This is a genomic window from Nonomuraea indica (assembly GCF_002850745.1).
Classification (GTDB): domain Bacteria; phylum Actinomycetota; class Actinomycetes; order Streptosporangiales; family Streptosporangiaceae; genus Nonomuraea; species Nonomuraea indica.
Genome location: NZ_KZ559473.1, coordinates 324,196 through 348,545 on the forward strand (window position 1 = coordinate 324,196; position 24,350 = coordinate 348,545).

The window sequence follows — 24,350 nt, forward strand, 5'->3', positions numbered from 1 at the left end:
CGGGACCGGCCGGTCAGGCGACGGCGGCGAGCAGGCTCTCGGCCGTGAGCGCGTCGGTGACGAGCCGCTTGAAGTAGCCGCCCCGGGCGCCCGCGATGATCGAGACGACCTTCTCGGGGCCGACCGCGACCGCGATGGAGCACGGGATGTCGCGCAGCTCGTCCAGACCCGTCGCCACCAGCCGCTCGCTGCCCGGATAGCTCACCGGCCGGCCCTCGCGGTCGTAGAAGCGCGAGCACACGTCGCCCACGGCGCGGCGCAGGCTGTCGGCGTAGCGCGGCACGAAGGCGGGCACGATCTGCCGCATCAGCGGCGGCGACCCCACGCCGACGATCGCGCACTTGGCGTGCGCCCACAGGTCCATCACCTTGCGCACCGACGGCTCGTGCTGCAGGGAGTAGAACAGCTCGGGGCCGGGCAGGGCCGGCGCGTACAGGTAGGCGGGCACGCCGCCGACCCGCTCGGCGAGCAGCCGGGTGGTCTCGTTGGTCTGGAACCAGGGCTGCGGGTCCTCCTGCCCGCCCACGGCCGGCGCGATCGTGACGCCGGGGAAGTGGCCGAGGCTCTCGCGGGCGCACTCGTAGACCGTGCTGCCCGACGACACCAGCACGACGTCGCCCGGGACCAGCCCCACGCCGGCGAGCGCCCTGGCCAGGCCGGGCGCCAGCCACGGCCCCAGCGCCGGACCGCTCACCTTGGGCACCAGGTAGACCCGCTCCAGGCCCAGGGCCTCGGCCACGTCGGCGGCGAGCGGGCCCTCCTCCAGCGTGGAGGGGCGGTGCACCTTGATCTCGACGATGCCGTGCCTGCGCGCCTCGGTGAGCAGGCGGCTCACGGTGGCGCGGCTGACGCCCAGCCGTTTGGCGATGTCGGCCTGTGTGGCGTCCTCCAGGTAGTACTGCGAGGCGGCCGCGTACATCAGCTCCGGAGGGAACCTGGTCCCCTGGGGCTCAGGTGCGACGTCGGCGGGCTTCATGCGCGCGCCCTCTCCCTCATCCGTGAACAGGTGTGCGGAACCGATGCCCACCGACTATACCTCCGTGCCGTCGAGATCCAGGCTAGCGAGGTCCGCGCGCGCCCCCCTCACGGCAGGGCGCCCGCCACGAGGGCGTCGCCCAGCGGCGTGCGGGAGTAGCGGACGCTGCGCCCGGTGCGCGTCCCGGTGACCAGGCCCGCGCCGCGCAACGCCGCGAGGTGGCCGCCCGTGGTGCCGATGCTCTGCCCGAGCAGCGCGGCCAGGTGTGTCGTGGTGGCGGGCACGGCCAGCTCGGCCAGCACGCGCGCCCGGCCGCGGCCCAGCACGGCGGCCAGTGCCGTACCGCGCGGGGCCGGCGGTCCGGCCGCCACACCCCACGCCGGGTAGACCAGCGCGTACGGCCAGGCGTCCTCCAGGTAGGCGCCGACGGTGCCGCTGAACACCGACGGCACGAACAGCAGGCCCCGGCCGCCGAGCCGGCGCCACTCGTCCGGCGCGCCGGGGCGGTCGGTGTCGCCGCGCATGCGGATCGCGATGTGCCCGTCGTCGTGCCAGCTCACCTGCCGGCTCAGGTCCTCCAGGGCCGCGGCCCAGCCGTACGCCGCCAGCCGCCCCGCCCGGCGCGCCACGTCGCGTTCCAGCAGGGCGTGCAGGCGCGGCCACTCGCGGGAGACGATCTCCGTCCACAGCGCCTCCCATGCCTGGGCGAGCAGCCGCACGACGTCCGGGCCCAGCAGCAGCTCCCTGGCCCAGCCCGGGACGGGAGGCCGGCTCGCCAGCACCGAGGCGATCTCCGCGTGCGCCTGCTCCACCGGTGTCGCGCGCATCGTGGCCAGCTCCGTCTCGAACGGCACCCCCACCCCGGACGGCGGGGGCGCGACGAAGTCCACGTTGTCGCCCTTCACCCCGGTGATCGCCGCGGTGGCCCGCAGCGCGGGATGCGCGCGCTCCAGCCGGAGGTACGGTCCTCGCCACCGCTCGGCCCAGGCCCGGTGCGGGCCCGCCTCGATCCGGCCCGCGAGGACCCAGTGCGCGTGCATGGTCTCGATCAGCGGCGAGATGGCGAACCTGCTGGCCGCCACGTCCTGCGGCGTGACCTCAATCCGGAACACCTTTCGGTTATATCCGAAACGTTCGACTGGTTCGCGGGTGCTCCCCGAGCATCGGTCCTGTCCGGCAGACGGGATGGGGAGGGCGTGGCGTGAGCGAGCGAGGGGCCACCTTCGGCGAGGTGTTCGCCGTCCGGGAGTTCAGGGTCCTGTTCGGCAGCTTCGCGCTGATGATCGCCGGCGACTCCGTCAAGATGCTGGCCCTGTCGGTGCTGGTGTACGCGCAGACGGGCTCGCCCGGTCTGTCGGCCGCCGCGTACATGGCGGGCTGGCTGCCCTACATCGCCGGCGGGCTGTTCCTGCTGTCGCTGGCCGACCGGCTGCCGTCGCGGGCGTTGATGGTCGCCGGGGAACTGGTGCGGCTGGTCACCTGCCTGCTGCTGGCCTACGCGGGGCTGCCGGTGTGGGCGATGATCGGCCTGGTCCTGGTCACCGGACTGTTCTCGCCGGTGTTCGGCGCGGCGCGCACCGCGCTGCTGCCGGACGTGCTGCCCGGGGATGCCTTCGTGCTCGGCCGCTCCCTCATGGGCGTCACCTCGGCCGCGGCGCAGGTCGCGGGACTGGCCGTGGGCGGCGCCTTCCTGGCCGCGGTGGGGCCGGGCGGGGCGCTCGCGGTGACGGCCGGCCTGTCGGCGGTGGCCGCCGCGGTGCTCCGCCACGGCCTGCCGCGCCGGCCCGCGCGCGGCGTGGCCGGCGGGGCGGGCGGGCCGAGCGGCGCGCTGCGGGGGACGGTGGGGGAGACGCTGCGGGTCAACGGCCGGCTGCTGGCCGACCGGCGCGTACGCGGGCTGCTGCTGGCCTCCTGGTTGCCCGCCGCGTGCGTGGCCGGCGCCGAGGCGATGGTCGTGCCGTACCTGGGCGGGCAGGGGCAGGCCGGCCTGGTGCTGGCGATGGCGGCCGTGGGGATGGCGGCGGGGGAGTTCGCGGTGGGCAGGTTCGCCTCGCCCGCGTTGCGCGAGCGGCTGTCGCTGCCGCTGGCCGTGCTGCTGGGGCTGCCGTGGCCGGCCTTCGCCGCCGGGCCCGGCGTGGGCTGGGCGGCGGTGATCGCGGGGGTGGCGGCGGCGGGGCTGGCGTACCAGCTCGGGCTGCAGCGGCGGTTCGTGGACGCGGTGCCGGAGGAGGTGCGCGGGCAGGCGTTCGGGCTGCTGTCGGCGGGCCTGATGTCGGGGCAGGCGGCGGGGGCGGCCCTGGTGGGAGTCGTCGGCGAGCTGACCGGACCGGGGCCGGCGATCGCGCTCGCCGGTGGGACGGGCGTGGTGGTGGCCCTCGCCCTCGCCGGGGTGCTCCGCCCGGAGCGCCCGGCGCCGGTCAGGGAGGAAGCTCGCCCGAGCCGCGCCGGATGACGCGGACCGGCAGCCGCAGGTGCTCGGCCGGACCGGTGTCGCCCGACAGCCGGCGGAACAGCAGCTCGGCCGCGAGCCCGCCCATCGAGGTGGGGTCCTGCGCCACCACGGTCACCCCCGGGCGCAGCAGGTCGGCGAGCTCGAAGTCGTCGAACCCGACCAGCGCCATCCGCCTGCCCTCCAGCGCGCGCAGCGCGGTCATCGTGATCCTGCCGTTGCCGGTGAACAGCGCCGTCGGCGGGCTGTCCAGGGCGAGCATCCGGTCGAGGTCGGCGCGCACGTCCCGAGGGACGGGAGCGCGCATCGACACGAGACGCTCGTCGAACAGGCGGCCCAGCGCCGCGCGGTAGCCGTGCAGCCGCCGGGCGGCGGTGTGGATCGACGGCCGGTCGCCGAGGAAGGCGATCCGGCGATGGCCGTGGGCGAGCAGGTGCCGGGTGGCCAGCCGGGCGCCTCCGGCGTTGTCGCAGAGCACGGTGTCGACGTCCACGCCGGGGCCGGGCGGCCGGTCGACGAAGACGGCGGGCGTGCCCGCGTCCAGCTCCGGACGCAGGAAGGAGTGGTCCTCGCCGGCCGGCACGACGATCAGCCCGTCCACCCGGCGCGCGCAGAACGTGCGGATCAGCTCCCGCTCCCGGACCGGGTCCTCGTTGGACGACCCGCTGAGCAGCAGGCAGCCGTGCGCGGTGGTGACGTCCTCGACCGCGCGGCCGAGCACCGAGTAGAAGGGGTCGGCCAGGTCCTCGATGACCAGGCCGACGGTGGACGTCCGGCCCCGGCGCAGCACGCGCGCGCTCTCGTTGCGGCTGTAGCCCAGCCGCTCGATGGCCTCGCGCACCCGTTCGGCCGTGCCGGGGTGGACGCCGGGCTCGCCGTTCACCACTCGTGACACGGTCTTCAGCGCCACGCCGGCGGCCGAGGCGACGTCCTTCATCGTCGGTCTCACGCCTGGATCATGTCCCATGCCGCTCACATGGACAACGTTGTCACCCTTCCTCCCTGAGAGTACAGCTTGACGTCTTAGGGCATCTATGTTTTCTTAATGCCTCTAAGCAAACTTATGGATCGTAGGTGAGCGGGGTTCCTGCCGGGCCCTGGCACGCCGCGACCACGTCAGGGAGGATCTGCAGTGAAAGCGATCATCGTGGGCGGCGGGATCGGCGGGCTGACCGCGGCCGTCGCCCTCCACCAGCGCGGCTGGCAGGTGGAGGTGCTGGAACGCGCCCCCGAGTTCACCGAGGTCGGCGCCGGACTGGCCATCCAGCCCAACGGCCTGCGGGCCCTGGACGCCCTCGGCCTCGGCGACGGCCTGCGCGCCGGCTGCCCGGCCGGCCCGCCCGCGGGCATCCGCCGCACCGACGGCGGCTGGCTGGTCCGCAACGACGTCGACGACCTCCGGCGCCGCTTCGGCCCGTGGGTGACCGTGCACCGGGCCGCGCTCGTCGACCTGCTGCGCCGGGCCGTGCCCGCGCAGGTCCTGCGGCCGGGCACCGACGTGCGCGCCGTACGGCCCGACGGCACGGTCGTCCACAGCGGCGGCACCTCCACCGCGGACCTCGTGGTGGGCGCCGACGGCGTGCACAGCGTGACCCGGCGCTCGCTCTGGCCGCACCTGCCCGGGCCGCGCTACGTCGGATACACCACCTGGCGCCTCATCGCCCCGCCCCGGGCCGTCGAGGGGAGCGTGGAGACGTGGGGGAGAGGCGCCCGGTTCGGGCACGTGCCGATGCCGGACGGGCGCGTCTACTGCTACCTGATGGCCAACGCCCCCGCCGGTTCGCGCATCGGTCTGGACGAGCTGCGCCGGCGCTTCGCGGACTGGCACGACCCCATCCCCGCCCTGCTGGACTCCGCGGAGCGGGAGACGGTGCTGCAACACGACACCCACGAGCTGCCGGACCTGCCCTGCTACGTCTCGGGGAAGGCCGCCGTCCTCGGTGACGCCGCGCATGCCATGACCCCCAACCTGGGGCAGGGCGCCTGCCAGGCGATGGAGGACGCCGTCACGCTCGCCAAGGCCGTGGACACCCTCGGCGTCCCCGAGGGGCTGGCGGCCTACGACGGCGCCCGCAGGCCGCGGACCCAGCTGATCGCCCGCCGCTCCCGCCAGGCCGGCGCCCCGGCGCACTGGACGTCCGCGCTGCTGACCACCCTGCGCGACGCGGCCGTCCCCCTCGTGCCCCGCAAGGTGTTCGAGCGCTCGCTCACCCCCGCCTACACCTGGACGCCCTGACACCTCAGCCGGCCCGGCCGCCGCGCCCGGCGCGACGGCCGAGAGCCCCGACGCAGAAAGGCTTCTCATGCCCCTCCCGCGGACTCTGATCGTCCTGGTCGGAGCGGTCACCGCGAGCAGCGCCGTGCTGGCCGACCTCGTCATCCCCGATCTGGCGGCGCAGCACGCCTTCAACCCCGGCTGGCCGCCCCACGCCAAGTTCCACGACGCCCAGTACATGGTCATGACCGTGCTCCTCGGCCTCATCGGCCTGGCGCTCGCCCTGCGGCGAGGCGGGGGCGCGCGTGGCCGGCTGCTGTGCGCCACGGCGATCCTGGCCACTCCCTGGCTCGGCATGCTCGGCGCGCTGCTGTTCCCGGGCGCCGCCACCCACGACCCGGAGTTCGCCGGCCGGACCGTTTTCGTCCTCGCCTGCACGGGCAGGTCTTCATGGCGGTCGCCCTGCTCCTGGTCCTGCTGGGCGCGGCGGTCGCGGTGGCGCGCGGGCCCGTGGACCCTGGTGTCCGGCTCTGAGCGCATCCGCGCGGCGAATGCCGCTTTGTGACGCATGTTGCGGCGTCCACGGGGAATCCTGCTACCTTAGGTAAGGCTTACCTACGGCAACGGCGAAGGGGCTTCCGGCGTGGTGACCGACGTGCTCGACCGAGTGGCCGCGGAGCGTGGCGGCGTGATCGGGCTGGCGCCCGGGCTGACCGTCTCGCCGGACGACACCTGGACCTCGGCCGCCGACCTGTTGCGCGAGCCGTACGCGCTGCTGGGCGAGCTGGCCGACCAGACGGCCGCGCGCTGGAAGGCCCCGCGCCACGTCGGCGCGGCGCTGTTCTGGAAGACCTACGCCTACTGGCACACGATGCCGATGGCGCTCGGCTGGGCGCTCGACGCGCCGATCCCCCTCATGCCGCTGGACGACACCTACTTCAAGGTCTCCGAGGCCGGCGTGACCATCGCGGCCTCCCGGCTGGAGTGGGGCACCGGCGCCGCGGCCATCTCCCGGGCGCTGGCCGAGTCGCAGGCGCCCCTCGTCCGCGTCCTCGCCTCGCTGGCCAAGGTGGGTGAGCGGACGCTGTGGGGCTCGACCGCCGAGGCGCTGGCCCACCCGCTGACCGGCGTGGTGCCCGGCGACTTCATGGAGCTGCTGCGCCAGGTGGGCAAGCCCGTCGACGGGCTGATCGAGCCGCACGGCGACGGCTACTTCCGCAGGACGTGCTGCCTGTGGGTCACCCTGCCCGGGGCGGACGCCTGCGGAAGCTGCTGCGTGCTCAGGCCACGGCCTCGTCCCTAGCCGGCGGCCCAACCTGCGGAGCCTGCGGCTCCGGGTCGAGCGGGCGCAGCTCGTCCGCGTAGCTCACCGAGACGCGGCGCATCACGCCGGTGCCGTCGATGGAGTACTGGCCGAGCCGCCACAGCGGCGGCGAGTACGCGTGGATCGAGACGCTGCCGTGCACCGCGCCCGTCAGCCGGTGGATGTGGTCCGGCCCGAACGAGAACGACTGTCCCTCCGCCACCACCGTCTCCAGGTGCTCGCCGCCGATGCGCGGGTTGCACTCGAGCAGCGCGCCCCGCACCACGCGCACCGCGCCGGAGGAGACGTCGTGGTCGTGCCAGCCGGTGTCGTCCTCGGGACGCCAGCACAGCAGCCAGACGTCCACGTACGCGTCCCGGTGCAGCGAGGCGTAGTGGCGTCCGCCCTCCTCCGGGAAGGCCACGTGCTCGGCCCACTCCTGCGGGCGGGCGGCGAGATCGTCGACCAGGGCGCGCAGCTCGCGCCGGTCGAGCGTGCGCTCCGGGAGGTCGGCGCACAGGCTCTCGTCCTGGATGGGACGGCTGTGCTCGATGGTCGGCTGGGCGGCCTCGGTCACGTGAGTGTCTCCTTTCTACCGAGTAGACGACGGGGGTTGACGACCCGGATCGCGTGCGAGGCGGCCTCGCCGAGTCCGGGCTCGGGTGCGGTGGCGTAGGGGGCGTCGGAGCCGTTGACGACGACGTCGACGCCGAGCTCGCGGACGACCGCGTCGATCGCGCGCGGGCCGTAGGAGGAGGTCTCCACGTAGCAGTCCGGATCGACCCGGCCGCGGCCGGCGCCGCCTCTGGCGAGCAGCCGTTCGGTGTGCAGGGGCGCCAGCCCCGCGAGCAGCGCGAAGCACACGCGCAGCTTCGGGTGCCTGGGGCGGACGACGGCGTGGAAGTGGTACCAGGCCGCGTGCATCTGCTGCACGTACGGCACGAGGGCGGGCCACCACGGCGGCGCGGCCGGGTGCGCGGGGGCATGCGCCGGGCCGGGGTGGACGAAGAGCGGCAGGTCGCGCGCGGTGAGCACCTCCAGCAGCCGGTCGTCCGGATGGGCCGTCGCCGGGATCTGGAGCCCGGCGAAGCCCCGGTCGAGGTCCGCCGCGAGGCGGCCGGGGTCGGGCTCGCTGTGGCAGGTGGCGGCCCAGGCGCCGAACGGCTCGCCGAGGCCCAGCGCGCCCTCGTGGAAGGCGTCGATGACCGGCCACGCCTCCTCGGGCGGCAGGAACTCCACCCCGAGGGGGCTGGACAGGGACACCAGGGCCAGCTCCAGCCCGGTGGTGTCGCGGGACGCGTGGTCGGCCGGGTCCACCTCGTAGGGAGGTTCGCCGTCGAGCAGCAGCGTCCAGCCGTCCAGGCGGGGTGGCGTCCGCCGGGCACGCAGCGCCTCGACGAAGGCCGGGGTCCACACGTGCTGGTGCACGTCGATGGTCATGCGCGTCACCTCCCTGCATTTCCTACCGACTTTATAGGCAATGCTAGCGGATCTTCGAACCTGCCCTTGTGAAACGGTTCAGTGATGCGGTTCAGTGAACCGCTTCACCTGCCTGCGTGTCAATGCCGGGCCGAGCCGGTACGACGGCTTTCCCGAAAGTGTCGGCGTCACGCAATAGGCTGGGTCGATGCCCCGGAAGAGAGCGACGATCCGGGAAGTGGCCCGCGCTACAGGGCTGTCTCCCGCGGCCGTCTCCTACGCGCTGCGCGGAATGCAGGTCTCGGAGGAGACCATGGAGCGGGTCCGCGCCGCCGCAGCCGAGCTCGGCTACGAGGCCGACCCCATCGCCAGGGCGCTGGCCAGCGGGCGCACCGGCATGATCGGGTTGCTCTGCGGCTCCCTCGAGGACCTCTGGCAGCAGTCGCTCGCCGTCGGCATCAGCCGAGGGCTGAGGGAGAAGGACCGCTACGCCCTCATCCTCGACGCCGTCGGCGACCCGGCCCGCGAGCGCGCCCTCGCCCAGCAGCTACGCGACCAGCGGGTCGACGGCATGATCGTGCAGCCGCTCGACCCCGCCGCGGCGTTCTGGCCGGAGCTGTGCGAGTCGGTGCCCGTGGTCGCGATCGGCGACTCGCTGGCCGGCACCGCGGGCGAGGTCGTCTTCGACAACCGCCGCGGCGTCACGCTCGCGCTGGAGCACCTGCGTGGGCTCGGACACCGGCGCGTCTGCGTGCTCACCCCCACCCGGGCCAGCACCCCCGACCGTCCGGCCGACGTGCTCGTGACGGCCGAGGCCGACCGGCTCGGTCTCGACATCACGGTCGCCACCGCTCCCCACGGGCTCGCCGCCGCCACGAAGGTCGCCCACCACGTGCTGAGCGACGTCCGGCCGAGCGCCGTGTTCTGCTTCGCCGACTCCATCGCCTACGGCGTCTACGCGGCGGCGGCCGAGCTGGGGCTGTCCATCCCCGGCGACGTCTCCGTGATGGGCTACGACGACCACCCCATGTCGGGGCTGCTCACTCCGGGACTCACCACGGTCGACTGGGACATCGACGGCATCGTGCGGGCCGCGGTGCGCCTGGTGTCGGCGGCGGCCGACGGCGCGGTCCGCCGCCGCCGCGTCGTCCAGCAGCCCACCCTGCGCGAACGCGGCTCGGTCGCCGGCCCGCCCGGGGCGTGAGCGGTGCGAGGGCTCAGTCGCCGTCGGGGATGAACAACCCGAGCAGCCAGCTCACCACGCTGATGATGATCGCGCCCCAGAAGGCGGCCGGATAGAAGTCGTCGACGTGGAAGGGGATGTCGAGCTGCCCCGCGATCCAGCTGGTCAGCAGCAGCATGCCCGCGTTGATGACGAGCAGGAACAACCCGAGCGTGAGCACGATGATCGCGCAGCCGAGCGTCTTGACGATCGGCTTCACGATGGCGTTGATCAGGCCGAAGATCAGCGCGACGACGAGCAGCGTGCCCCAGTAGGTGGCGGAGTTCGCCGGTGCGGTGACCTCGATGCCATCGAGGAGCTGGACGGCTACCCACAGCGCGGCCGCGGCCGCGAGGGTTCTGATGATGAATCTCACGCTGGATGATCCTCCCACTGGGGCCTGGCGTTCGGATAGCCCACCCGGCGCGCCGCTCGCGCGTTCCCGGCCGTCCGTGCCGCCGAAGGGGGCGTTATCGGCTGGGCAACGAGGGAAAGAGGGGCCCGGGAGGCAAACGAGATGAGCACCGAGGGACTGGAGTCACTGCCCGCCGGCGAGCTGCACGACCGTGCGGTCCGCTACGCCGTTCGCCACGGGGACGTCGGCTTCCTGTGGAACCTGCTGAAGATCATCCCCGCGGCCGAGGCGGCGTCCGGGCACGAGACCGAGACGACCGCCGACCTCAGCCGGGTGTCGGCCCTGCTGAGCGACGCCCTCGCCGCGGGCGAGGGAGATCTCGGCGACGCCCTGCGGCCCGTCTACATCGACTACCTGTCCAGGCATCCGGACGCCTGACCCCCGGACCGGGCCTACCCGGCCAGGCGGTCCGCCGCCGTGTACACCGCGAAGCCCGGCGTGGCGACCTCCCTGCCGTCACGGCCGATGATCAGCGTCTGGTACGGCTCCGACTCGGCCAGCTCGGCGGCGAACCGCCTGGCCGCGACCGGTCCCATGGCGTACATGGCGGTGGCGTACGCGTCCGCGACCCCGAGGTCGGGCCCGGCCACCGTGACCGAGCCCGGCCAGGACCGGCGCCCGCCCGTCCGCGGGTCCAGCACCGGGGCGCGGCCCGAGGTGGCGAGGGCGAGGTCGTGCGCCGTGACCGTCCTGCGGACCAGCCCCGAGCGCGGATCGCGGACGGCGGTCCGCCACGGCCGGCCCGGCGCGGCCGAGCCGCGCAGCCTGATGTCGCCACCCGCGTCGAGGCGGTGGTCCACGGCGCCGGCGTTGGTCAGCGCACGGGACAGCCGCTCCAGGGCCCACCCCTTGATGTATCCGGACGGGTCGATGACGCCGTTGATCCGCGCCTCGAACCATCCGCCGGTGCGCTCGCTCAGCTCGTCGCAGCGGTGCAGCACCTCGACCAGCTCGGGGATCTGCTCGATGGTGCGCCCGCGGTTGAGCCGGCCGATCTGGCTGTCCTCGTGGACCGGGTTGAACGTCTCGTCCACCCACCGCAGCCAGGCGAAGGCGTCGTCGAGCAGCGGCGCCAGCTCCCGGCGGGGCAGCGCCGTGCGGATGTCCACGCTCACGGGCATGCCGCCGACCGTCTCGGCGCGGATGGTTCCGGGGAAAGTCGTCACCGTGCCTCCTTGTCCGCTGTCCACCGTCGCACAACGGCCGTAATGTCCCGCTAAGCCGCTCACCCGACAACAGGGGGGATGCCCGGCAGCCGCCGTACGGGCGGATGAGTAGGGTCTGGGTCATGGCGAACGTGCGTGTGGAGCGGACCGACGACGGCGGATTCAGGGCGACGAACGACCGGGGCGCCGAGGTGCGCATGGGCGGCGGCGACGAGGACGGCGTGTTCACGCCGGTCGAGCTGCTGCTGGCGGCGGTCGGCGGGTGCAACATCGTGACCGTGGAGCCGCTCACGGCCCAGCGCGGTCACCGGCTGGTGCGCCTGGCGATGACCGTGGCGGCGGACAAGGTCGAGCCCAACCTGCTCGGCCCGGTGACGATCACCTACGATGTCGAGCTGCCGTCGGAGGCGGCCGACCAGGTCTACCGGTCGGTCGCGCAGCGGGTGCATGACAAGTACTGCACGGTCAGTCGCACCCTTACGGAGGGCACGGAGGTCCGTTTGGAGCTTTCGTAGCCCGATTAGGCCGATATTCGACCCCGTTATGACGCGTCCGTTGCATTCGTCTCGGTAATGTCGAGGCAGGTCGGGAGCACAGCGACTGGCCTGCAGAGGCTTTTACCGAGGCGGACGCGGAGGGGGACCGTGGTCCGCAGTGCGGGACCGCCGGCGTTTTGGGGGAATCGCCGGCCTGGACCGCCTTCGATCGGGGCCGGGCAGCTTTGGGGGAACTGCCCGGCCCCGACTCATGTCCGGACCTGCGTAGGGTGCAGTTCGTGACAAAGCTCCTCATCGACTGTGATCCCGGCATCGACGACGCGCTCGCGCTCGCCCTGGCCGGCGGCTCCCCCTCCCTGGAGATCGTCGGGATCACCACCGTCGGCGGGAACGTCGATCTCGACCAGACGACGCGCAACGCCCTGGCGCTCCGGGAGTTCCTGCGGCTCGGCGACGTCCCGGTGTTCCCGGGCAGCGCCGGCGCGCTGCTGCGGCACACGGTCCGCGCCGCCCACGTGCACGGCTCCACCGGCCTCGGCGACGCCGTCCTGCCGCCGCCCACCCGCGTCGCCGGCGACGGCCACGCCGTGGACTTCATCGTCGACACCCTGCGCGCCGCGCCGGGCGAGATCACGCTCGCCGCCACCGGCCCGCTGACCAACATCGCCCTCGCCGTACGCAGGGAGCCGCGCATCGTCGAGTGGGCCCGCGACTTCGTCCTCATGGGCGGCACCTACACGCGCGGCAACCACAACCCGGCCGCCGAGTTCAACATGCTCGCCGACCCGGAGGCGGCCTCCATCGTCTTCGACGCCGGCTGGACCGTGACGATGCTCGGCCTCGACGTGACCCTGACCGCCCTGGTGACCGAAGGAATCCTGGAGCGGATGCGCCCGCTCGGCCGGCTGGCCGCCGACCTCCTGGTCCCGGCCGCCACCTCCTACGGCATGGTCACGGCCGAGGGCGGCCCGGCCGTCCACGACGCCTGCGCCGTCGCGTACGTGCTGGACCCGTCACTGTTCACCTGCGTGCCCGCGGTGGTGCACGTCGAGACGGCCGGTCTGTACACCTCGGGGATGACCGTGACCGACTTCGAACTGCGCGGCCGGCCGGCGAACGCCCTGGTGGCGACGGCCCTCCAGGTGGACCGGTTCTGGGATCTGGTGCTGGAGGCGTACGGGCGGGTGGCCTCCCGGCTCGGCTGAGTGTGCGAGTGGTGCGCGGCGGCTGCTACAGTTACACGTGTTGCAGGCGCCGCTAGCTCAGTTGGTCAGAGCAGCTGACTCTTAATCAGCGGGTCCGGGGTTCGAGTCCCTGGCGGCGCACCGCCCGAAAAACCCCAGGTCTTCGACCTGGGGTTTTTCGTGTCCGCTACCTTGCTCCCGTGCGTTGCGCCCCGCAGTCGGAGTGGCCTCAGGCGGCCTGCGCCCCCCGGGAGGCGGGCTGGGGTCTTTGCCCGGCGTCGCAGCCCCTGCAGGATGGGGGGATGGAGACGCTGTCGCGTTGGCCGCGGGGCACCTTAATGGCGAGCCTGGACGAGGAGGCGCGCGGCCGGCTGCTCGCCATCGGAGAGAGGCGTTACTACGAGCCGGGCGCCATCCTCATCCGGCAGGGCGACGAACGGTGGCAGGAGGTCTTCCTGCTGACGGCGCCGCGCGGGCATGGATCGGCGTGCGCCAAGGTGTCCGCCGCCCTGGAGGACGGCACGGAGGCCGTTCTGGGCATCAGGGTGTGCGGTGACCTGGTCGGAGAGATGGGGCTGGTGCGCCGGGCCGCCCGCTCGGCAACCGTGACGGCCTGCGCGCCGCTGTGGGCCTATCGCATTGGCGAACGATCGCTCCGAGCCTTCCTCCATGAACGCCCGGAGACCTGGGCTGCCATGCTCGGCATGATCGCCGATAGGCTGGAATGGGCGAATCGGCGGCGGCTGGACTTCGCAGGCTTCGAGGTGCCCGTGCGGGTGGCCCGGGTGCTCGTGGAACTGGCCGAACGGCACGGCCTGCTGGCGGAGGGCGGAATTGAACCGGGGGTGCCGCTCTCGCATGACGAACTGGGCCAGATGGTGGGAGCCCGGCAGGACGCGATCGGCAAGGCGCTGCGCGCGCTGAGACAGGCGGGGCTGATCGAGACGCACTACCGGCGCATCGTGATCGTCGATCTCGACGGCCTGCGCCGTTGCACGCAGACCGGCCGGATCAGCCAGTGACGAGCACGCACACGTTCCAGGCGACGGTGGTGGCGAGGGTGGCGCACGTCCACGGAACGGCCCGGCGGATGTGCCGGTGTTTGGCCTCCGCGATCCGCGAGAGCAGCCTGTTCAACTCCCACGCCTCGGCGAACTGGTCCTGGAGGTCGTCCGGGCGAGGGGTGACCACCGTGGCTCCGGAGATCGAGAAGCGGCTGGCTATGAGCGGAGCCGCCGTGGTCGGCCGGATGGCCGCCAGCAGGCGGTAACCCGAGACCATGAGGCCCACGACGTAGAGGCCGAGCAGGCAGGTGGCCAAGACGGGGGTGGGCATGGAGCGTTCGAGCATGGCGCCCGCGGCCGCGCCCTGCGCGGCCATGATGGTGATCCCGCCGATGTGCGCGGCGACGAGGGCGATCGCCTTGGTGTCGGCGTGCTGGACGAAGCCCTGGAACGAGGTCACCGCCGCCATCGCATTCACCACATCCTCTCTTGAGGGTTTTGTGGTGCCTCGTCCATTTAGCCCCCGAAGAATGTTCGGCATCATGGCCCCTTTGCTCGTGGGTGACTAGTCATATGGGATGACATCGCGCCGTTAGCGCGGTAGGTAAAAATACGCTTTAGCACTATTTTTGACTTGTCCCACGTGATGCCGTACTAATACGGGATCTCATCGCATTCTCTGACTCATACTCGTCTCCACTCGCGTAAGCGTGCGGGTGCGAGGACGGTGAGGGGACCATGGTCGACAGCAACACATACGGGCGTGCGCTGCTCGTCTCCAGCGACGTCAAGGGATACGGCAGCGGGACCGACAAGCGGCACGAGGCCGTTCAGCGGACGTTGGTGCAGGTCCAGGAGCAGGCTGCGAGTCAGGCGGGTCTACGGCGGATCGAGTGGGTGATCCAGCCGGGCGGCGACGGGGAGCTCGCCTGCCTGCCCGGCACCGAGCATGAGCCGGCGGTGGCCGGCGATTACGTCATGGCGCTGAATCAGGCGCTCGCCGCCCACAACGCCGGAGTCCCGGAAGAGGAGCGGGTGCGGCTCAGGGTGGCCCTGCATTACGGAGTCGCCTATCCGGCCGCGCACGGACTGGCCGGTCAGGCCGTGGTTGAGGTGAGTCGTTTGGTGAACTGGCCGCCGCTCAAGAGGGTCCTTGAGGTCAAAAACAGGGTGAACCTCGTTCTCATCCTCTCGGACCGCGTTTTCCGCGAAACAGTGCTCCAAGGGCACACGACTCACAAAACCGAACAATTCCTACCAGTACGCGTGCGGGAGAAGGAATTCTCCGGTGATGCATGGGTCTGGGCTCCTGGCGAGGACCTCAGCGACCTGGACTTCCTGCGGGACCCCGAGCCGCCGCGGCACCCCAACCTTCTGACCCCGCCCGGCGCCGCTCTGCCGCCGCGGTTCGACCAGAAGGCGGACGTCATCACTAACCTGAACGCCAACGTGGTGGACGCGCGCGGATCGGTCTTCGGCGTGACGAGGGAGCGGTCATGACCGACGCTGTCGGGCCCGAGCCCGAGCCCGAGCCCGACTCCGAGGACGACGAGACGGAAGACTCCGGCAGGGAGGTGCCCGACCAGGACAGCGAGGAAGAGCCCGACGAAGTCGATGACGGTGCCCTTCACCAGAGCGCGACCGTCATCAACAACTTCCTCGGTCACACCGACGCCTCCGGCTCGATCTTCGGCGTAGGCCGGCGTGCTGCCGTGCATGCGACGACCCGCGCCATCGAGGGGGCTGAGATCGATGCTCTGCTCCGCCGTTACGTCGAGCCCGAGGGCTTCCGCGACGCGCACGACACGTTGCTCCGCGATCACCTCGTCACGCTGGTGGGCCCTGAGGACATCGGCAAGCGGCTCGGCGCGATCGCGCTGCTGTCGCGCACGCCGCTCGCCGACCGGCGCATCACCGTGTTCTCACCCGCCAGGAGCCTGGTGGACCTGGCGACACAGACGATTTTCAAGCCGGGGCGCGCTTACCTCATCCACGACTGGAGTGCGGACGGCGTCGACGCGGCGATCAGCCGCTTCGAGCTGTCCCGGCTGTCGGAGAAGCTGGTTCGTGTCGGTGCGTACCTCGTCCTGACCCGCACCGGCACGCCGCGCAGGACCTCCAGGACGGAGTCGGCCTGGCGGGCGCCCGACCCGGGTGAGTTGTTCGACATCGCCGCCGGTCCCTCGCTGGCGGGCAGGACCGAGCAGGACATTGCGCCGGCGCGGGCGCGGGCGATCGAGCTGCGCAGCCCGGCGGAGATCATCGCCCTGGTGGAGCGGCTCGCGGCCGGGGACCGGTCCGTCGCCGACGTCCTGGCCGAGGACGAGGGGAGCGAGGTCGCCGACTGGTTCGACGACAAGCCGCGGCGGGAAGACCTGATGCTCGTCGCGGCGCTCTCGTTCGCCTACGGCGTCCCCGAGCGGGTCTTCGAGCAGGAACTGGCCCGCCTCTCCGTCATGCGGAGGGAGCACGACGGCGACCCGGCCGTGCCACCCGCCAGCGACGAGGAACCACAGACGCGGGCGGCCTGGCGCGACGGCCATCCCCTCGTGACCACCTGCGTGGAGGGAATCGGCGGCTCGCGGGAGCGCAGAGTGATCTTCCGTGGGGCCCGGCATCGTGAGCGGGTCATCGAAGAACTGGCGGCGAGGTACGGCTTCGGGCTCTGGGAGCCGTTGCGCGCCTGGATCCGCACGCTCGTACACGCCGACTTCGAGCTGCACATCCAGGCGGCGGCGGGCGTCGCGCTGCTCGCCCGCGTCGCCCTGCCGGAGGTCAACGAGGAGTTCCTGGACGGATGGGCCGACGGACAGGCGACCGAACGCCTGGCCGCCGCCAACGTGCTGTCCCTCATGTGCGCCGACGACACGCTGGCTCCTGAAGCCCTGAAGATGACGCTCAGCTGGGTGACCGACGCCGGTCAGAGCAGGGCGATGACCGCTGCCATCGCCCTCAGCGGCGGGCTGTCGGTCCGCTACCCCACCGACGCGCTCAACTGGCTCTGGCACCTGACCCTCCGCGGGCAGCGGATCAGTGACATGGCCCGTCGCTCGCTCGAGCTGCTGTTCCGGCAGGCGGGTGAGCGGGGCCACGAGGCCGTGACCGTGCTCCGCGTCCTGGTCCGGCTCGCGACAGCCGAGCTCGGCGTCACCGGGACACGCTCCACGCGGGTCGCTTTCGGCGCCGTGGTCGACACGCTCGCCGCCACCCGCCTGGACGGTGTCGAACCGCTGGCCGCGCATGTGCTGGCCACCCAGCCCGCGGCCGCCAAGCCCCTCGGCCGGCTGTGGGCGCTCGTGCTGCGCAGTTCCCACCACCGCGGCCAGGCCATCGAGTCGCTGCGGCGGGCCCTGGCCGCGCTCGACGGCGAGACGGCCGTGCTCCCGGCGGTCATGGAACTCGGAACGATCCTGTGGGCCGCCCTTCCGCCAGAGCATGACGCGCTGATCAGGGAATGCCTGCGGCACGCCCTGATCGATGGCGGCGACCCCCGGCTGGGCCGCCGGCTCGTACAGACCTTGCTGACCGCCGGGAACCGGCGGGCCCCCTCCCGACTGTGAAGGAGAACCGTGTCCCCCTATCCGATCCTCGCTGAGCGGGCCCTGCGTCCCGCTCAGCGCCGTTTTCTGCGCGGTGCTCGTCGCGATCCGGGCGAGCTGCCAGTACCGGAGCCGGGCAGCGTTCTGGTGTTCGAGGTGTCCGGCGGCTACCGGGCATTCACCGAGCGCCGCCACCTGATGGGGGCGGAGGACGAGGTCGCCAACGCCGTGTCCGTCAGTGTGGTCGACGTCCGGACCCGCTCCGTGCCGGTGTCGCTGGCGATCCCCTCGTCCGACCTGGCTCACGAGTTCCCGCTGGAGGCCACCTTCACCTGCGCCGTCATTCATCCGGAGAAGGTGGTCGAGCACCATGTGAATGCCGTCGAGGAACTCGCCAGGCACCTCATGGACAACGCGGACCTGCTGTCGGCCGGGCTCCGGCACCCGATCGAGGAGATCCACCTGCTGAGGCCGAAGCTGGCGGCCATGGTCAAGGCCTACGTGGAGATCATCCCACCGGATGTTCCGGGCCTGAAGGTCAAGCTCGCAGCGGTGGACGTGCGGATGCCGGACGACGTCAGGGGTCACGCCATGGAGCTCAAGACCATCAGGCGCAGGGGGCAGGCTCTCGAGTTGGCCGCCGCGATCGAGAACCAGGACGTCGACCGGCTCGTGACGATCCTCACCCAGGGGAGCACCGCCACCACCGCGCTGGGCCTCAGCCGGGGTCACGTGCACGTGGGAGAGGCCCTGGCCATGCAGCGCGAGGACGAGGAGCACCGCAAGAAGGAGCTGATCGACATGATCAAGTCCTTGCCTGCGGGCGCACTGGACTTCGTGCCGGTGGATGTCCGCGTCTACATCCAGGAACACGCGCGTCTGACGGTCGGGACGGAGGCGGCCGACCGGCTGTTCAGCACCGCAGCGCCGGTCGGGGACTGGCCGTCGCCGGGCGAGCTGGACCGGCCGCGGCCGCTGGACATCGAGGACGACGATGACTGAGACCAGGCGCCGCCCCGGCTCCAGGCTCGCCGGGGGCCGGTGGTTGCGGCGGGTGGCGGGAGCCGACGAGCGGCTGCTCGACCGGGTGCCCCACGAACGCATGCGTTACACCGGTCTGGGCGGCGTCGTCATCAGCACCTCGGTCATCGCCGGCCTGTCGATGTGGTTCTTCCTCAGCCAGATGCTGGGGGAGGCGCACATCCTGCTGCTGATCCCCGTCGCGATCTGGTCACTGACCGTGCTGAACCTGGACCGGTGGCTCATCAGTACGGTGAGCGTCATGTGGCAGCGCCGCCTGCTCATGCTGCTTCCCCGGCTGGCGGTGGCCACCGTACTCGGCCTGGTCATCGCCGAGCCGCTGGTGCTCAGGTTCTTCGAGACGGCCGTGGTCCAGCAGGTCAAGGACGAGCGGGAGGCAGCCAGGAGTACGCTCAAGGACACCCTCATCAGGTGCAACCCGACGCCGCCGCAGCGGCCGCCCGCCGGAGAGTGCGGCGCGGGGACGACCCTGCTCCGGGTCACTCCGGCGGAGCAGGTGGGCGAGCTGGCGAAGCTGGAGAGACGGCGCGACAGGCAGACGAAGGAGCTTCAGCGACTCAGCACCGAACACACCCGCCTCGCGCGGCTGGCCACGGCCGAATGTAACGGGACGCCCATGCCCAACGTCACCTCCGGTCTGGAGGGCTATGGTCCCCGCTGCCGCGAGGCGTACAAGACCGCGGCGGACTTCCGGCGCGATAGGGGCATCGCCGACAAGAGGACCGAACTCGACCAGCTCCGAGCCGACATCGCTGCCCGGCAGCGCAGCGTGACGGCGATGACCTCGGGATACTCCCACCAGGTGGCCGCGGCGATCGATGAGCGGGTCGCTGCCCTCCCCGCTGGATCGGCCTCCATCGGGCTCCTGGAACGCAAGAAGGCGCTGGACCGGCTCACCGGTGAGGACGCGTTCCTGTGGGGGTTCACCTGGCTGCTGCGGCTGCTGCTCCTGCTCATCGACTGCCTGCCCGTCCTGGTCAAGATCATGGGTGGGACGAGCGTCTACGACCGGCTGGTGGACGCCGAGAACCGGAAGGCGGAGCGCGTGCACCGCGAATGGGTCGAGACCGAGGAGGAAGGCGAGGTCGGCGAGCTGGAGCTGCGCCGGGCCGAGCGGGCGGAGGCACGGCACCGGCGGGCCGAGCAGCTCGAGCTGAGCAGGCGGCGCCACCAGGCTGAGATGCGCTCGCAGGTACGGCGGATGGTCAGCGATCGCACGAGCGAGCTGCTGCGTGACGAGGGGCAGAACACCGGGGTGAACGGCTCGCGGCTCGTGCCGTTCCAACACGCGCCCTGACACCGGGGAGGGCTGGGGCAGGCGCCCGTCACCACGTACGTGCGGGGCGCCTGCGACCCTCCAGGAATGTGCGGCCCACGGCGGCTAAGGGGCGATGCCGGCGGGGGTGGCGGCGTCTCTGATGGTGGTGCCGGTGTGGGCGAGGAAGACGTCCTCCAGGGTCGGCCTGGCGAACTGGACCGAGCTGATCGGGACGCCCAGCCCGGCGATCAGCCGGGGCAGGAAGGACTCGCCCTCCGGCACCGTGAACGTGAGCGCGTCGCCCTGCCGCGCCGCCTCCAGGCCGAACCGCTCGCGCAGCGCCGCCTCGGCGGCCCCGTCGTCGGCGGTGCGGATCCACAGCCGGTCCTCACCGACCGCGGACTTCAGCGCGTCCGGGGCGCCGATCACGGCGATGGCCCCGTGGTCCATGATCGCGACACGGTCGCAGTGCTCCGCCTCCTGCATGTAGTGCGTGGTGAGGAAGACGGTGATGCGCTCCCGCAGCCGCAGCTCGTGCACGTGGTCCCAGATCGCCGCCCGGGTCTGCGGGTCCAGCCCGATCGTGGGCTCGTCGAGGAAGAGGACACGCGGGGTGTGCAGCAGGCCGCGGACGATCTCCAGGCGGCGCCTCATGCCGCCCGAGAAGGTGGAGACCAGGTCGTCCCGGCGCTCCCACAGCCCGGCCAGCTCCAGCAGGCTGCCGATCCGCTCGGTCGCGGCGGCGCGCGGCACGCCGTACAGGTCGGCGTGGAAGCGGAGGTTCTGGACGGCGGTGAGGTACCCGTCGAGCGTGGACTCCTGGAACACCAGGCCGAGGGACCGGCGCACCCGGTCGCGCCGGGCGACCACGTCGTGGCCCGCCACCGACGCCCGCCCCGACGTGGGCGTGAGCAGCGTGCACAGCATGTTGATCGTGGTCGACTTGCCCGCGCCGTTGGGACCGAGGAAGCCGAAGACCTCGCCGTCCGCCACCTCGAAGTCGATGCCCCGCACGGCCTCGACGTCGCCGTAACGTTTGGTCAGGCGCTCGACGGCGATCGCCGGGCCGGTCACGGCGCGCCCGTCGGCCGGCGCGAGAAGAACGGCAGGAACGGCAGGTCTCCACCGGCATCGCCCGCCAGGGCGAGCAGCACGCCGGCGGACCCCGTGGCCAGGTCCGTGGACAGGCGGTAGCCGAGGTTGCCGGGGAAGAGCAGGTGGCCGCGATACTCGATGGCGTGCCAGGCCAGCACCTCGCGGTGGCGTTCCCAGCCCGGCCGGCCCAGCCGGGCGAGGGTGAGGAGCAGCCCCGTCTTGCCGCGGAACAGGTCGGACTGGACGGCGAGCCACGGCGTGCACGCGCGCAGCAGGCCGGGCAGGCTCTCCCGGACTCTGGCGTCGCCGGTGTGCGGCAGCAGCTCGTCGATCACCAGCGCGATGCCCGCGCTGCCGGTCTCCAGGTACGGCAGCAGCCGCGCGCCCGCCTCCTCGACCATGAGCGCGCCGTGCGAGCTGGTCACGCAGGCGTCGAGGTCCCGGTGCACCGCCCGGACGGCCGAGTCGAGCCAGGCCCGGTCGCCGGTGTGCTCGTACACGCGCAGCAGGAACAGCGCCACGCCCGACCAGCCGCGCATCAGCCCGGCGGGCGGCGCGGTCCCACCCCCGACGGCCCCGCCCCCGACGGCCCCGCCTCCGACCGTCGCGTCCGATACGGCGCGGGCCAGCCGCTCGGCGATGGCGAGCGCGGCACGGACCCGGTCCCGGTCGCCCCACCGCAGGCCCAGATGCAGGTACGCGCCGCCGATCCCGGCCAGCCCGGAGGCCAGCGAGACGCCCGCCCGGTCGGGCGGCGGGTGCCGCTGGAGCAGGCCGGCCGCCGCGTCGGCGTGCCCGAGGTGGTCGAGCGCGTAGGCGATGCCCGCGACGCCGTCGTAGAAGCCCGGACAGGGGAACTCCGCGCGCTCGGCGGCGCGCAGCAGCCACCGCTCGTGGTCCGGGTGGTGGCCGTGCCCGGTCACGTCCAGCGCCCACAGCACCCCCGCCGCGCCGTAGCCGAACGACAGGCCACCGGAGGTGAACTGCTGGACGTCACCGGGGAACAGCCGGTCCTCGCGTTCGGGGGTGGCGCAGGCGAGGATGCCCGCGGCGACCCTCTTCGACATCGCCGGCCAGTCGGGCAGCGGGTCCTCCGGCTCGCCGGAGCGGCCGTAGGTCCCGGCGTCGGCGGGCGCGGCCGGCTCCCGTAGGCCGGTCCCGGCCGGGGCCAGCTCCCGCAGGACGGTCTCCGCCCAGCCGGCCGGCACCGGGAAGTCCCGCGTGACGACCCGGACGAGCTGGTGGACCTTGCCGGGCTGAAGCGCGTGGATCTTGCTGAACGGCAGGAACATCGCCAGCATGACGGCGCTGAGCGCGTACCGGTCCAGCTCCGCCCCCTGCCTGCCCTTCCCGACGAACCCCATGGCCCCGAGCCCCGGCCGCCACCCCTCGCGCGCGGCGTCGAAGGCCAGCTCGAAGTCCACCAGGGCGGCCGTGCCCTCCGGCATGACCATGACGTTGCCCAGGTGCAGGTCGCCGAAGACCACGCCCCGGCCGTGCAGCTCGTCGAGGACGGCGGCCAGCGACTCGACGATCCGCAGGGCCTTGCGTGTGTAGGCGGCCAGGTCGTCCGGCTCCGGCTCGGCCATGGTCGCCCACGGGTGGTTCAGCGCGATCCAGACCGCGAGCGGGTCGCCCTCGACGTACTCCTGGACGAGGAAGTGGTGCCCGTCCAGGACGAACTCGTCGTACAGCGCGGGCACCCCCCGCACGCCCGCCAGCGCGCGCAGCGCCCGGCACTCGGCGCGCAGGCGCGCCGGGGCGTCGAGGTGGTTGTTGTCGATCGCGGTGTGCGGCCTCGCCTCCTTCAGCACCACCCGGAGGCCGTCGGTCTTCCGGGTCGCCACGTACACGCCGCCCGCGTTGGAGAAGTGCAGCGCCCGTTCCACCCGGTACGGCGGGGCGTGCGCGGTGGCGGCCCGGCGCGCCTCCAGGTGCGGCCGGAGCACCTCGGGGATCTCCACCCAGTCGGGTGGCGCGAACGAGGGCGTGCGCCGGTCGGGGACCAGCACCCCGTCCGGCCGCCGGATGCCCATCGTGATCCGGCCGTTCTCGTCCACGCACCGCATCCGGACGAAGCCGCCGAACCGCACGTACACGGGGCCGTCGCCGATGCGCAGATCACTGAGGATGTACGGGCCCCGCTCGCCCCTGGTCAGCTCCGCCAGGTCGGTGACGACGGCCGCGAAGCGCTCGGGCGGGGGATAGACCGTGATCAGCTTGCCGCTGGTGCCGCGCGGGGTGTACTTCGCGTTGAAGACCAGCAGCATGTTGCGGTCGATGAGGTGCTTGAACGGCACCTCGTGCTCGACGCAGTAGTCCCAGACGGCGGTGCAGAGCCGGTCGGCGTTCTCCAGCGTCGCCGAGACGTGGATCTTCCAGCCCTGCTCCGGCGAGGTGTGGCCCACGGGTTCGAGCGACTCCCAGACGGTGCGCCGCCTGCGGGTCCAGCCGTCGGGGACAGGCCGCGCGGAGACGCCGAAGGCCGCCTGCCCCAGGTGGCCGGCGCCGGCCGACCAGCGGGTGGCGTCCTCGTAGAACAGCGGGTCGGCCAGTGTGTAGTACTGCACCATGTCGTTCAAGCACTGCCTCCGCGTGTCACACGACGCCGGCGGGCGGCGCCGCGCCGGCCGCCAGGCTCCGGCGCAGCCGTTCGATGAGGTCGATCAGCGCCCACAGCGGGGGCGCGCCCGCGGCGTCCGCCCGCCGGGTCGTGGCGCTGATCGCGGGAAGGGTGGGCGCCACCACCACGTTGGGCCGCTCGGCCAGCGTGTCGAGGTGGGCGCGGACGGTGGGGTTGTCCAGCGCGCCCGGCGGCAGCGAGGGCGCGACGCCGATCGGCGCGGCCGTGCACTGCAGGGCCAGCAGCGAGGGCGTGTCGGCCAGGCCCAGCGCCAGCCTGGACACGTAGTTCAGGCAGGCCGGGTAGACGGCGACCGCTTCACTCCATTCGGCGAGGCGCACGTGGAGCGCTTCGGGACCGGGCTCGTCCGGCCAGCGGTCGGCGCTGACCTCGCCCCTGATCAGCACGCTGAGCGCCTCGCGGCTGACGAACCGTTCCGCGCTGCGCGTGAGGACCACCCGTACCTGGAGTTCCGGGTAGGAGGTGGTGAGCCAGGTGAGCCAGGACGGCAGGTGCATCGCGGCGATGGCGCCCGTGCCCACGATCAGCAGGCGCTCCGCGCCCAGCTCGGGGACGCGGCGGGGCTTCGTCACCTGGAGCTCCCGCTGGTGACGGCGCCGGGGCGCCCGCGGACGACGTGGTGGCGGCCCTCGCGACAGGACATCGGCCTTTCCCTCAGACATGGCGAATCAGTTCGCGACTGCTCGCCCGCTTGAATTCCGCATCCCGTGGCACGTTAGTTTCGGGGCGGGTGGCCGTCAATGATGGGGCGTCCGCCGGGGAACGGGACCGCGATTGTCCCGCCATTCCGTCGCTTTTTCTCCGCCGTTGTGCCGCCGTTTCGACGGTGTTCCGGCCGGTGCCGCCGTCTCGCCGGCGGGACGCCGGATCGCCCCGCCACGCTGCCGCGTTGCGTGCGAGGACATCGCTGCCTACCGTCACGG

24 protein-coding genes and 1 tRNA gene are annotated in these 24,350 nt (G+C 72.6%); 14 read left to right on the top strand and 11 right to left on the bottom strand.

The window, feature by feature from the left end; all coding sequences use genetic code 11:
• Nucleotides 1-13: 13 nt before the first annotated feature.
• The gene (locus CXR44_RS22080; RefSeq protein WP_101788069.1) at nt 14-976 is read right to left on the bottom strand and encodes a sugar-binding transcriptional regulator; all 963 of its coding nucleotides are present in this window, start codon (nt 974-976) and stop codon (nt 14-16) included.
• Between the two features lie 107 nt (nt 977-1,083).
• The gene (locus tag CXR44_RS22085) at nt 1,084-2,088 is read right to left on the bottom strand and encodes an ArsR/SmtB family transcription factor (protein WP_101787980.1); all 1,005 of its coding nucleotides are present in this window, start codon (nt 2,086-2,088) and stop codon (nt 1,084-1,086) included.
• 89 nt (nt 2,089-2,177) lie between these two features.
• Here CXR44_RS22085 and CXR44_RS22090 point away from each other — a divergent pair, with 89 nt between their 5' ends.
• Nucleotides 2,178-3,428: an MFS transporter gene (locus tag CXR44_RS22090; RefSeq protein ID WP_245899313.1), complete on the top strand. Its 1,251-nt coding sequence runs from the start codon at nt 2,178-2,180 to the stop codon at nt 3,426-3,428.
• Here the strand turns inward: CXR44_RS22090 and CXR44_RS22095 are convergent.
• Nucleotides 3,394-4,374: a LacI family DNA-binding transcriptional regulator gene (locus tag CXR44_RS22095; RefSeq protein ID WP_245899314.1), complete on the bottom strand. Its 981-nt coding sequence runs from the start codon at nt 4,372-4,374 to the stop codon at nt 3,394-3,396. The genes CXR44_RS22090 and CXR44_RS22095 overlap by 35 nt on opposite strands.
• 183 nt (nt 4,375-4,557) lie before the next feature.
• Between CXR44_RS22095 and CXR44_RS22100 the strand changes: the two genes are divergently transcribed.
• From CXR44_RS22100 to CXR44_RS22110, 3 genes are all read left to right on the top strand, one after another.
• Nucleotides 4,558-5,661 (top strand): FAD-dependent monooxygenase, encoded by a 1,104-nt coding sequence (locus tag CXR44_RS22100; protein ID WP_101787982.1) that lies wholly within the window; start codon nt 4,558-4,560, stop codon nt 5,659-5,661.
• A gap of 67 nt (nt 5,662-5,728) precedes the next feature.
• The gene (locus CXR44_RS22105) at nt 5,729-6,205 is read left to right on the top strand and encodes a DUF6640 family protein (RefSeq protein WP_219601943.1); all 477 of its coding nucleotides are present in this window, start codon (nt 5,729-5,731) and stop codon (nt 6,203-6,205) included.
• Between the two features lie 78 nt (nt 6,206-6,283).
• Nucleotides 6,284-6,943: a (2Fe-2S)-binding protein gene (locus tag CXR44_RS22110; RefSeq protein WP_101787983.1), complete on the top strand. Its 660-nt coding sequence runs from the start codon at nt 6,284-6,286 to the stop codon at nt 6,941-6,943.
• Here the strand turns inward: CXR44_RS22110 and CXR44_RS22115 are convergent.
• Both CXR44_RS22115 and CXR44_RS22120 read right to left on the bottom strand, forming a co-directional pair.
• Entirely contained in the window at nt 6,921-7,520 is a 600-nt protein-coding gene (locus CXR44_RS22115; protein WP_245899315.1) for a cysteine dioxygenase, read from the bottom strand. The two genes, CXR44_RS22110 and CXR44_RS22115, sit on opposite strands and share 23 nt — an antisense overlap.
• Complete coding sequence (locus tag CXR44_RS22120) at nt 7,517-8,383, bottom strand: amidohydrolase family protein (protein WP_101788072.1); 867 nt, start codon at nt 8,381-8,383, stop codon at nt 7,517-7,519. The genes CXR44_RS22115 and CXR44_RS22120 overlap by 4 nt, the downstream gene beginning before the upstream one ends.
• Nucleotides 8,384-8,600: 217 nt before the next feature.
• Here CXR44_RS22120 and CXR44_RS22125 point away from each other — a divergent pair, with 217 nt between their 5' ends.
• Entirely contained in the window at nt 8,601-9,566 is a 966-nt protein-coding gene (locus CXR44_RS22125; protein ID WP_245899316.1) for a LacI family DNA-binding transcriptional regulator, read from the top strand.
• 13 nt (nt 9,567-9,579) lie between these two features.
• On the opposite strand, the gene CXR44_RS22130 is transcribed toward CXR44_RS22125, so the two are convergent.
• The gene (locus CXR44_RS22130; RefSeq protein WP_101787985.1) at nt 9,580-9,960 is read right to left on the bottom strand and encodes a phage holin family protein; all 381 of its coding nucleotides are present in this window, start codon (nt 9,958-9,960) and stop codon (nt 9,580-9,582) included.
• 141 nt (nt 9,961-10,101) lie between these two features.
• Here CXR44_RS22130 and CXR44_RS22135 point away from each other — a divergent pair, with 141 nt between their 5' ends.
• Nucleotides 10,102-10,377, top strand: coding sequence for a hypothetical protein (locus tag CXR44_RS22135; protein WP_101787986.1), 276 nt, complete (start codon nt 10,102-10,104; stop codon nt 10,375-10,377).
• 14 nt (nt 10,378-10,391) lie between these two features.
• Here CXR44_RS22135 and CXR44_RS22140 read toward each other — a convergent pair whose 3' ends face one another.
• Nucleotides 10,392-11,165 (bottom strand): FAD:protein FMN transferase, encoded by a 774-nt coding sequence (locus tag CXR44_RS22140; protein WP_101787987.1) that lies wholly within the window; start codon nt 11,163-11,165, stop codon nt 10,392-10,394.
• Nucleotides 11,166-11,287: 122 nt separating this feature from the next.
• On the opposite strand from CXR44_RS22140, the gene CXR44_RS22145 reads away from it, so the two are divergent.
• From CXR44_RS22145 to CXR44_RS22160, 4 genes are all read left to right on the top strand, one after another.
• Nucleotides 11,288-11,680, top strand: a complete 393-nt coding sequence (locus tag CXR44_RS22145; protein ID WP_101787988.1) for an OsmC family protein — start codon at nt 11,288-11,290, stop codon at nt 11,678-11,680.
• A gap of 260 nt (nt 11,681-11,940) precedes the next feature.
• Entirely contained in the window at nt 11,941-12,867 is a 927-nt protein-coding gene (locus CXR44_RS22150; protein WP_101788073.1) for a nucleoside hydrolase, read from the top strand.
• 46 nt (nt 12,868-12,913) lie between these two features.
• Nucleotides 12,914-12,987, top strand: a tRNA-Lys gene (locus tag CXR44_RS22155).
• Between the two features lie 161 nt (nt 12,988-13,148).
• Nucleotides 13,149-13,868, top strand: a complete 720-nt coding sequence (locus CXR44_RS22160) for a Crp/Fnr family transcriptional regulator (RefSeq protein WP_101787989.1) — start codon at nt 13,149-13,151, stop codon at nt 13,866-13,868.
• Here the strand turns inward: CXR44_RS22160 and CXR44_RS22165 are convergent.
• Nucleotides 13,858-14,319, bottom strand: coding sequence for a Pycsar system effector family protein (locus CXR44_RS22165; RefSeq protein ID WP_101787990.1), 462 nt, complete (start codon nt 14,317-14,319; stop codon nt 13,858-13,860). The two genes, CXR44_RS22160 and CXR44_RS22165, sit on opposite strands and share 11 nt — an antisense overlap.
• A gap of 269 nt (nt 14,320-14,588) precedes the next feature.
• Between CXR44_RS22165 and CXR44_RS22170 the strand changes: the two genes are divergently transcribed.
• From CXR44_RS22170 to CXR44_RS22185, 4 genes are read left to right on the top strand one after another with little or no spacing between them, the layout of a single operon-like run.
• Nucleotides 14,589-15,350 carry a hypothetical protein gene (locus tag CXR44_RS22170; RefSeq protein WP_101787991.1) on the top strand — a complete coding sequence of 254 codons (762 nt, stop codon included), beginning with the start codon at nt 14,589-14,591 and terminating at the stop codon, nt 15,348-15,350.
• A complete protein-coding gene (locus tag CXR44_RS22175; RefSeq protein WP_101787992.1) occupies nt 15,347-17,410 on the top strand; it encodes a hypothetical protein in 2,064 nt (687 codons plus the stop codon). Before CXR44_RS22170 ends, CXR44_RS22175 begins: the two co-directional genes overlap by 4 nt.
• Nucleotides 17,411-17,419: 9 nt before the next feature.
• Nucleotides 17,420-18,391: a hypothetical protein gene (locus CXR44_RS22180; protein ID WP_144070044.1), complete on the top strand. Its 972-nt coding sequence runs from the start codon at nt 17,420-17,422 to the stop codon at nt 18,389-18,391.
• Nucleotides 18,384-19,727: a DUF4407 domain-containing protein gene (locus tag CXR44_RS22185; protein ID WP_101787994.1), complete on the top strand. Its 1,344-nt coding sequence runs from the start codon at nt 18,384-18,386 to the stop codon at nt 19,725-19,727. The genes CXR44_RS22180 and CXR44_RS22185 overlap by 8 nt, the downstream gene beginning before the upstream one ends.
• A gap of 84 nt (nt 19,728-19,811) precedes the next feature.
• Here the strand turns inward: CXR44_RS22185 and CXR44_RS22190 are convergent, their stop codons facing one another.
• The 3 genes from CXR44_RS22190 to CXR44_RS22200 are packed head-to-tail and all read right to left on the bottom strand — an operon-like array spanning nt 19,812 to nt 23,999.
• Nucleotides 19,812-20,762: an ATP-binding cassette domain-containing protein gene (locus CXR44_RS22190; protein ID WP_101787995.1), complete on the bottom strand. Its 951-nt coding sequence runs from the start codon at nt 20,760-20,762 to the stop codon at nt 19,812-19,814.
• Nucleotides 20,759-23,356 carry a class III lanthionine synthetase LanKC gene (gene lanKC / locus CXR44_RS22195; protein ID WP_245899327.1) on the bottom strand — a complete coding sequence of 866 codons (2,598 nt, stop codon included), beginning with the start codon at nt 23,354-23,356 and terminating at the stop codon, nt 20,759-20,761. The genes CXR44_RS22190 and lanKC overlap by 4 nt, the downstream gene beginning before the upstream one ends.
• A gap of 25 nt (nt 23,357-23,381) precedes the next feature.
• Entirely contained in the window at nt 23,382-23,999 is a 618-nt protein-coding gene (locus CXR44_RS22200) for a flavoprotein (protein WP_245899317.1), read from the bottom strand.
• Between the last annotated feature and the right edge of the window lie 351 nt (nt 24,000-24,350).

What these genes read in the sequence shown, in the direction of transcription:
- CXR44_RS22135 (WP_101787986.1), top strand. Translation starts at nt 10,102, where the DNA reads ATGAGCACCGAGGGACTGGAGTCACTGCCCGCCGGCGAGCTGCACGAC.
- CXR44_RS22160 (WP_101787989.1), top strand. Translation starts at nt 13,149, where the DNA reads ATGGAGACGCTGTCGCGTTGGCCGCGGGGCACCTTAATGGCGAGCCTG.
- CXR44_RS22105 (WP_219601943.1), top strand. Translation starts at nt 5,729, where the DNA reads ATGCCCCTCCCGCGGACTCTGATCGTCCTGGTCGGAGCGGTCACCGCG.
- CXR44_RS22120 (WP_101788072.1), bottom strand. Translation starts at nt 8,383, where the DNA reads ATGACCATCGACGTGCACCAGCACGTGTGGACCCCGGCCTTCGTCGAG.
- CXR44_RS22080 (WP_101788069.1), bottom strand. Translation starts at nt 976, where the DNA reads ATGAAGCCCGCCGACGTCGCACCTGAGCCCCAGGGGACCAGGTTCCCT.
- CXR44_RS22185 (WP_101787994.1), top strand. Translation starts at nt 18,384, where the DNA reads ATGACTGAGACCAGGCGCCGCCCCGGCTCCAGGCTCGCCGGGGGCCGG.
- CXR44_RS22165 (WP_101787990.1), bottom strand. Translation starts at nt 14,319, where the DNA reads ATGGCGGCGGTGACCTCGTTCCAGGGCTTCGTCCAGCACGCCGACACC.
- CXR44_RS22175 (WP_101787992.1), top strand. Translation starts at nt 15,347, where the DNA reads ATGACCGACGCTGTCGGGCCCGAGCCCGAGCCCGAGCCCGACTCCGAG.
- lanKC (WP_245899327.1), bottom strand. Translation starts at nt 23,356, where the DNA reads ATGGTGCAGTACTACACACTGGCCGACCCGCTGTTCTACGAGGACGCC.
- CXR44_RS22170 (WP_101787991.1), top strand. Translation starts at nt 14,589, where the DNA reads ATGGTCGACAGCAACACATACGGGCGTGCGCTGCTCGTCTCCAGCGAC.
- CXR44_RS22145 (WP_101787988.1), top strand. Translation starts at nt 11,288, where the DNA reads ATGGCGAACGTGCGTGTGGAGCGGACCGACGACGGCGGATTCAGGGCG.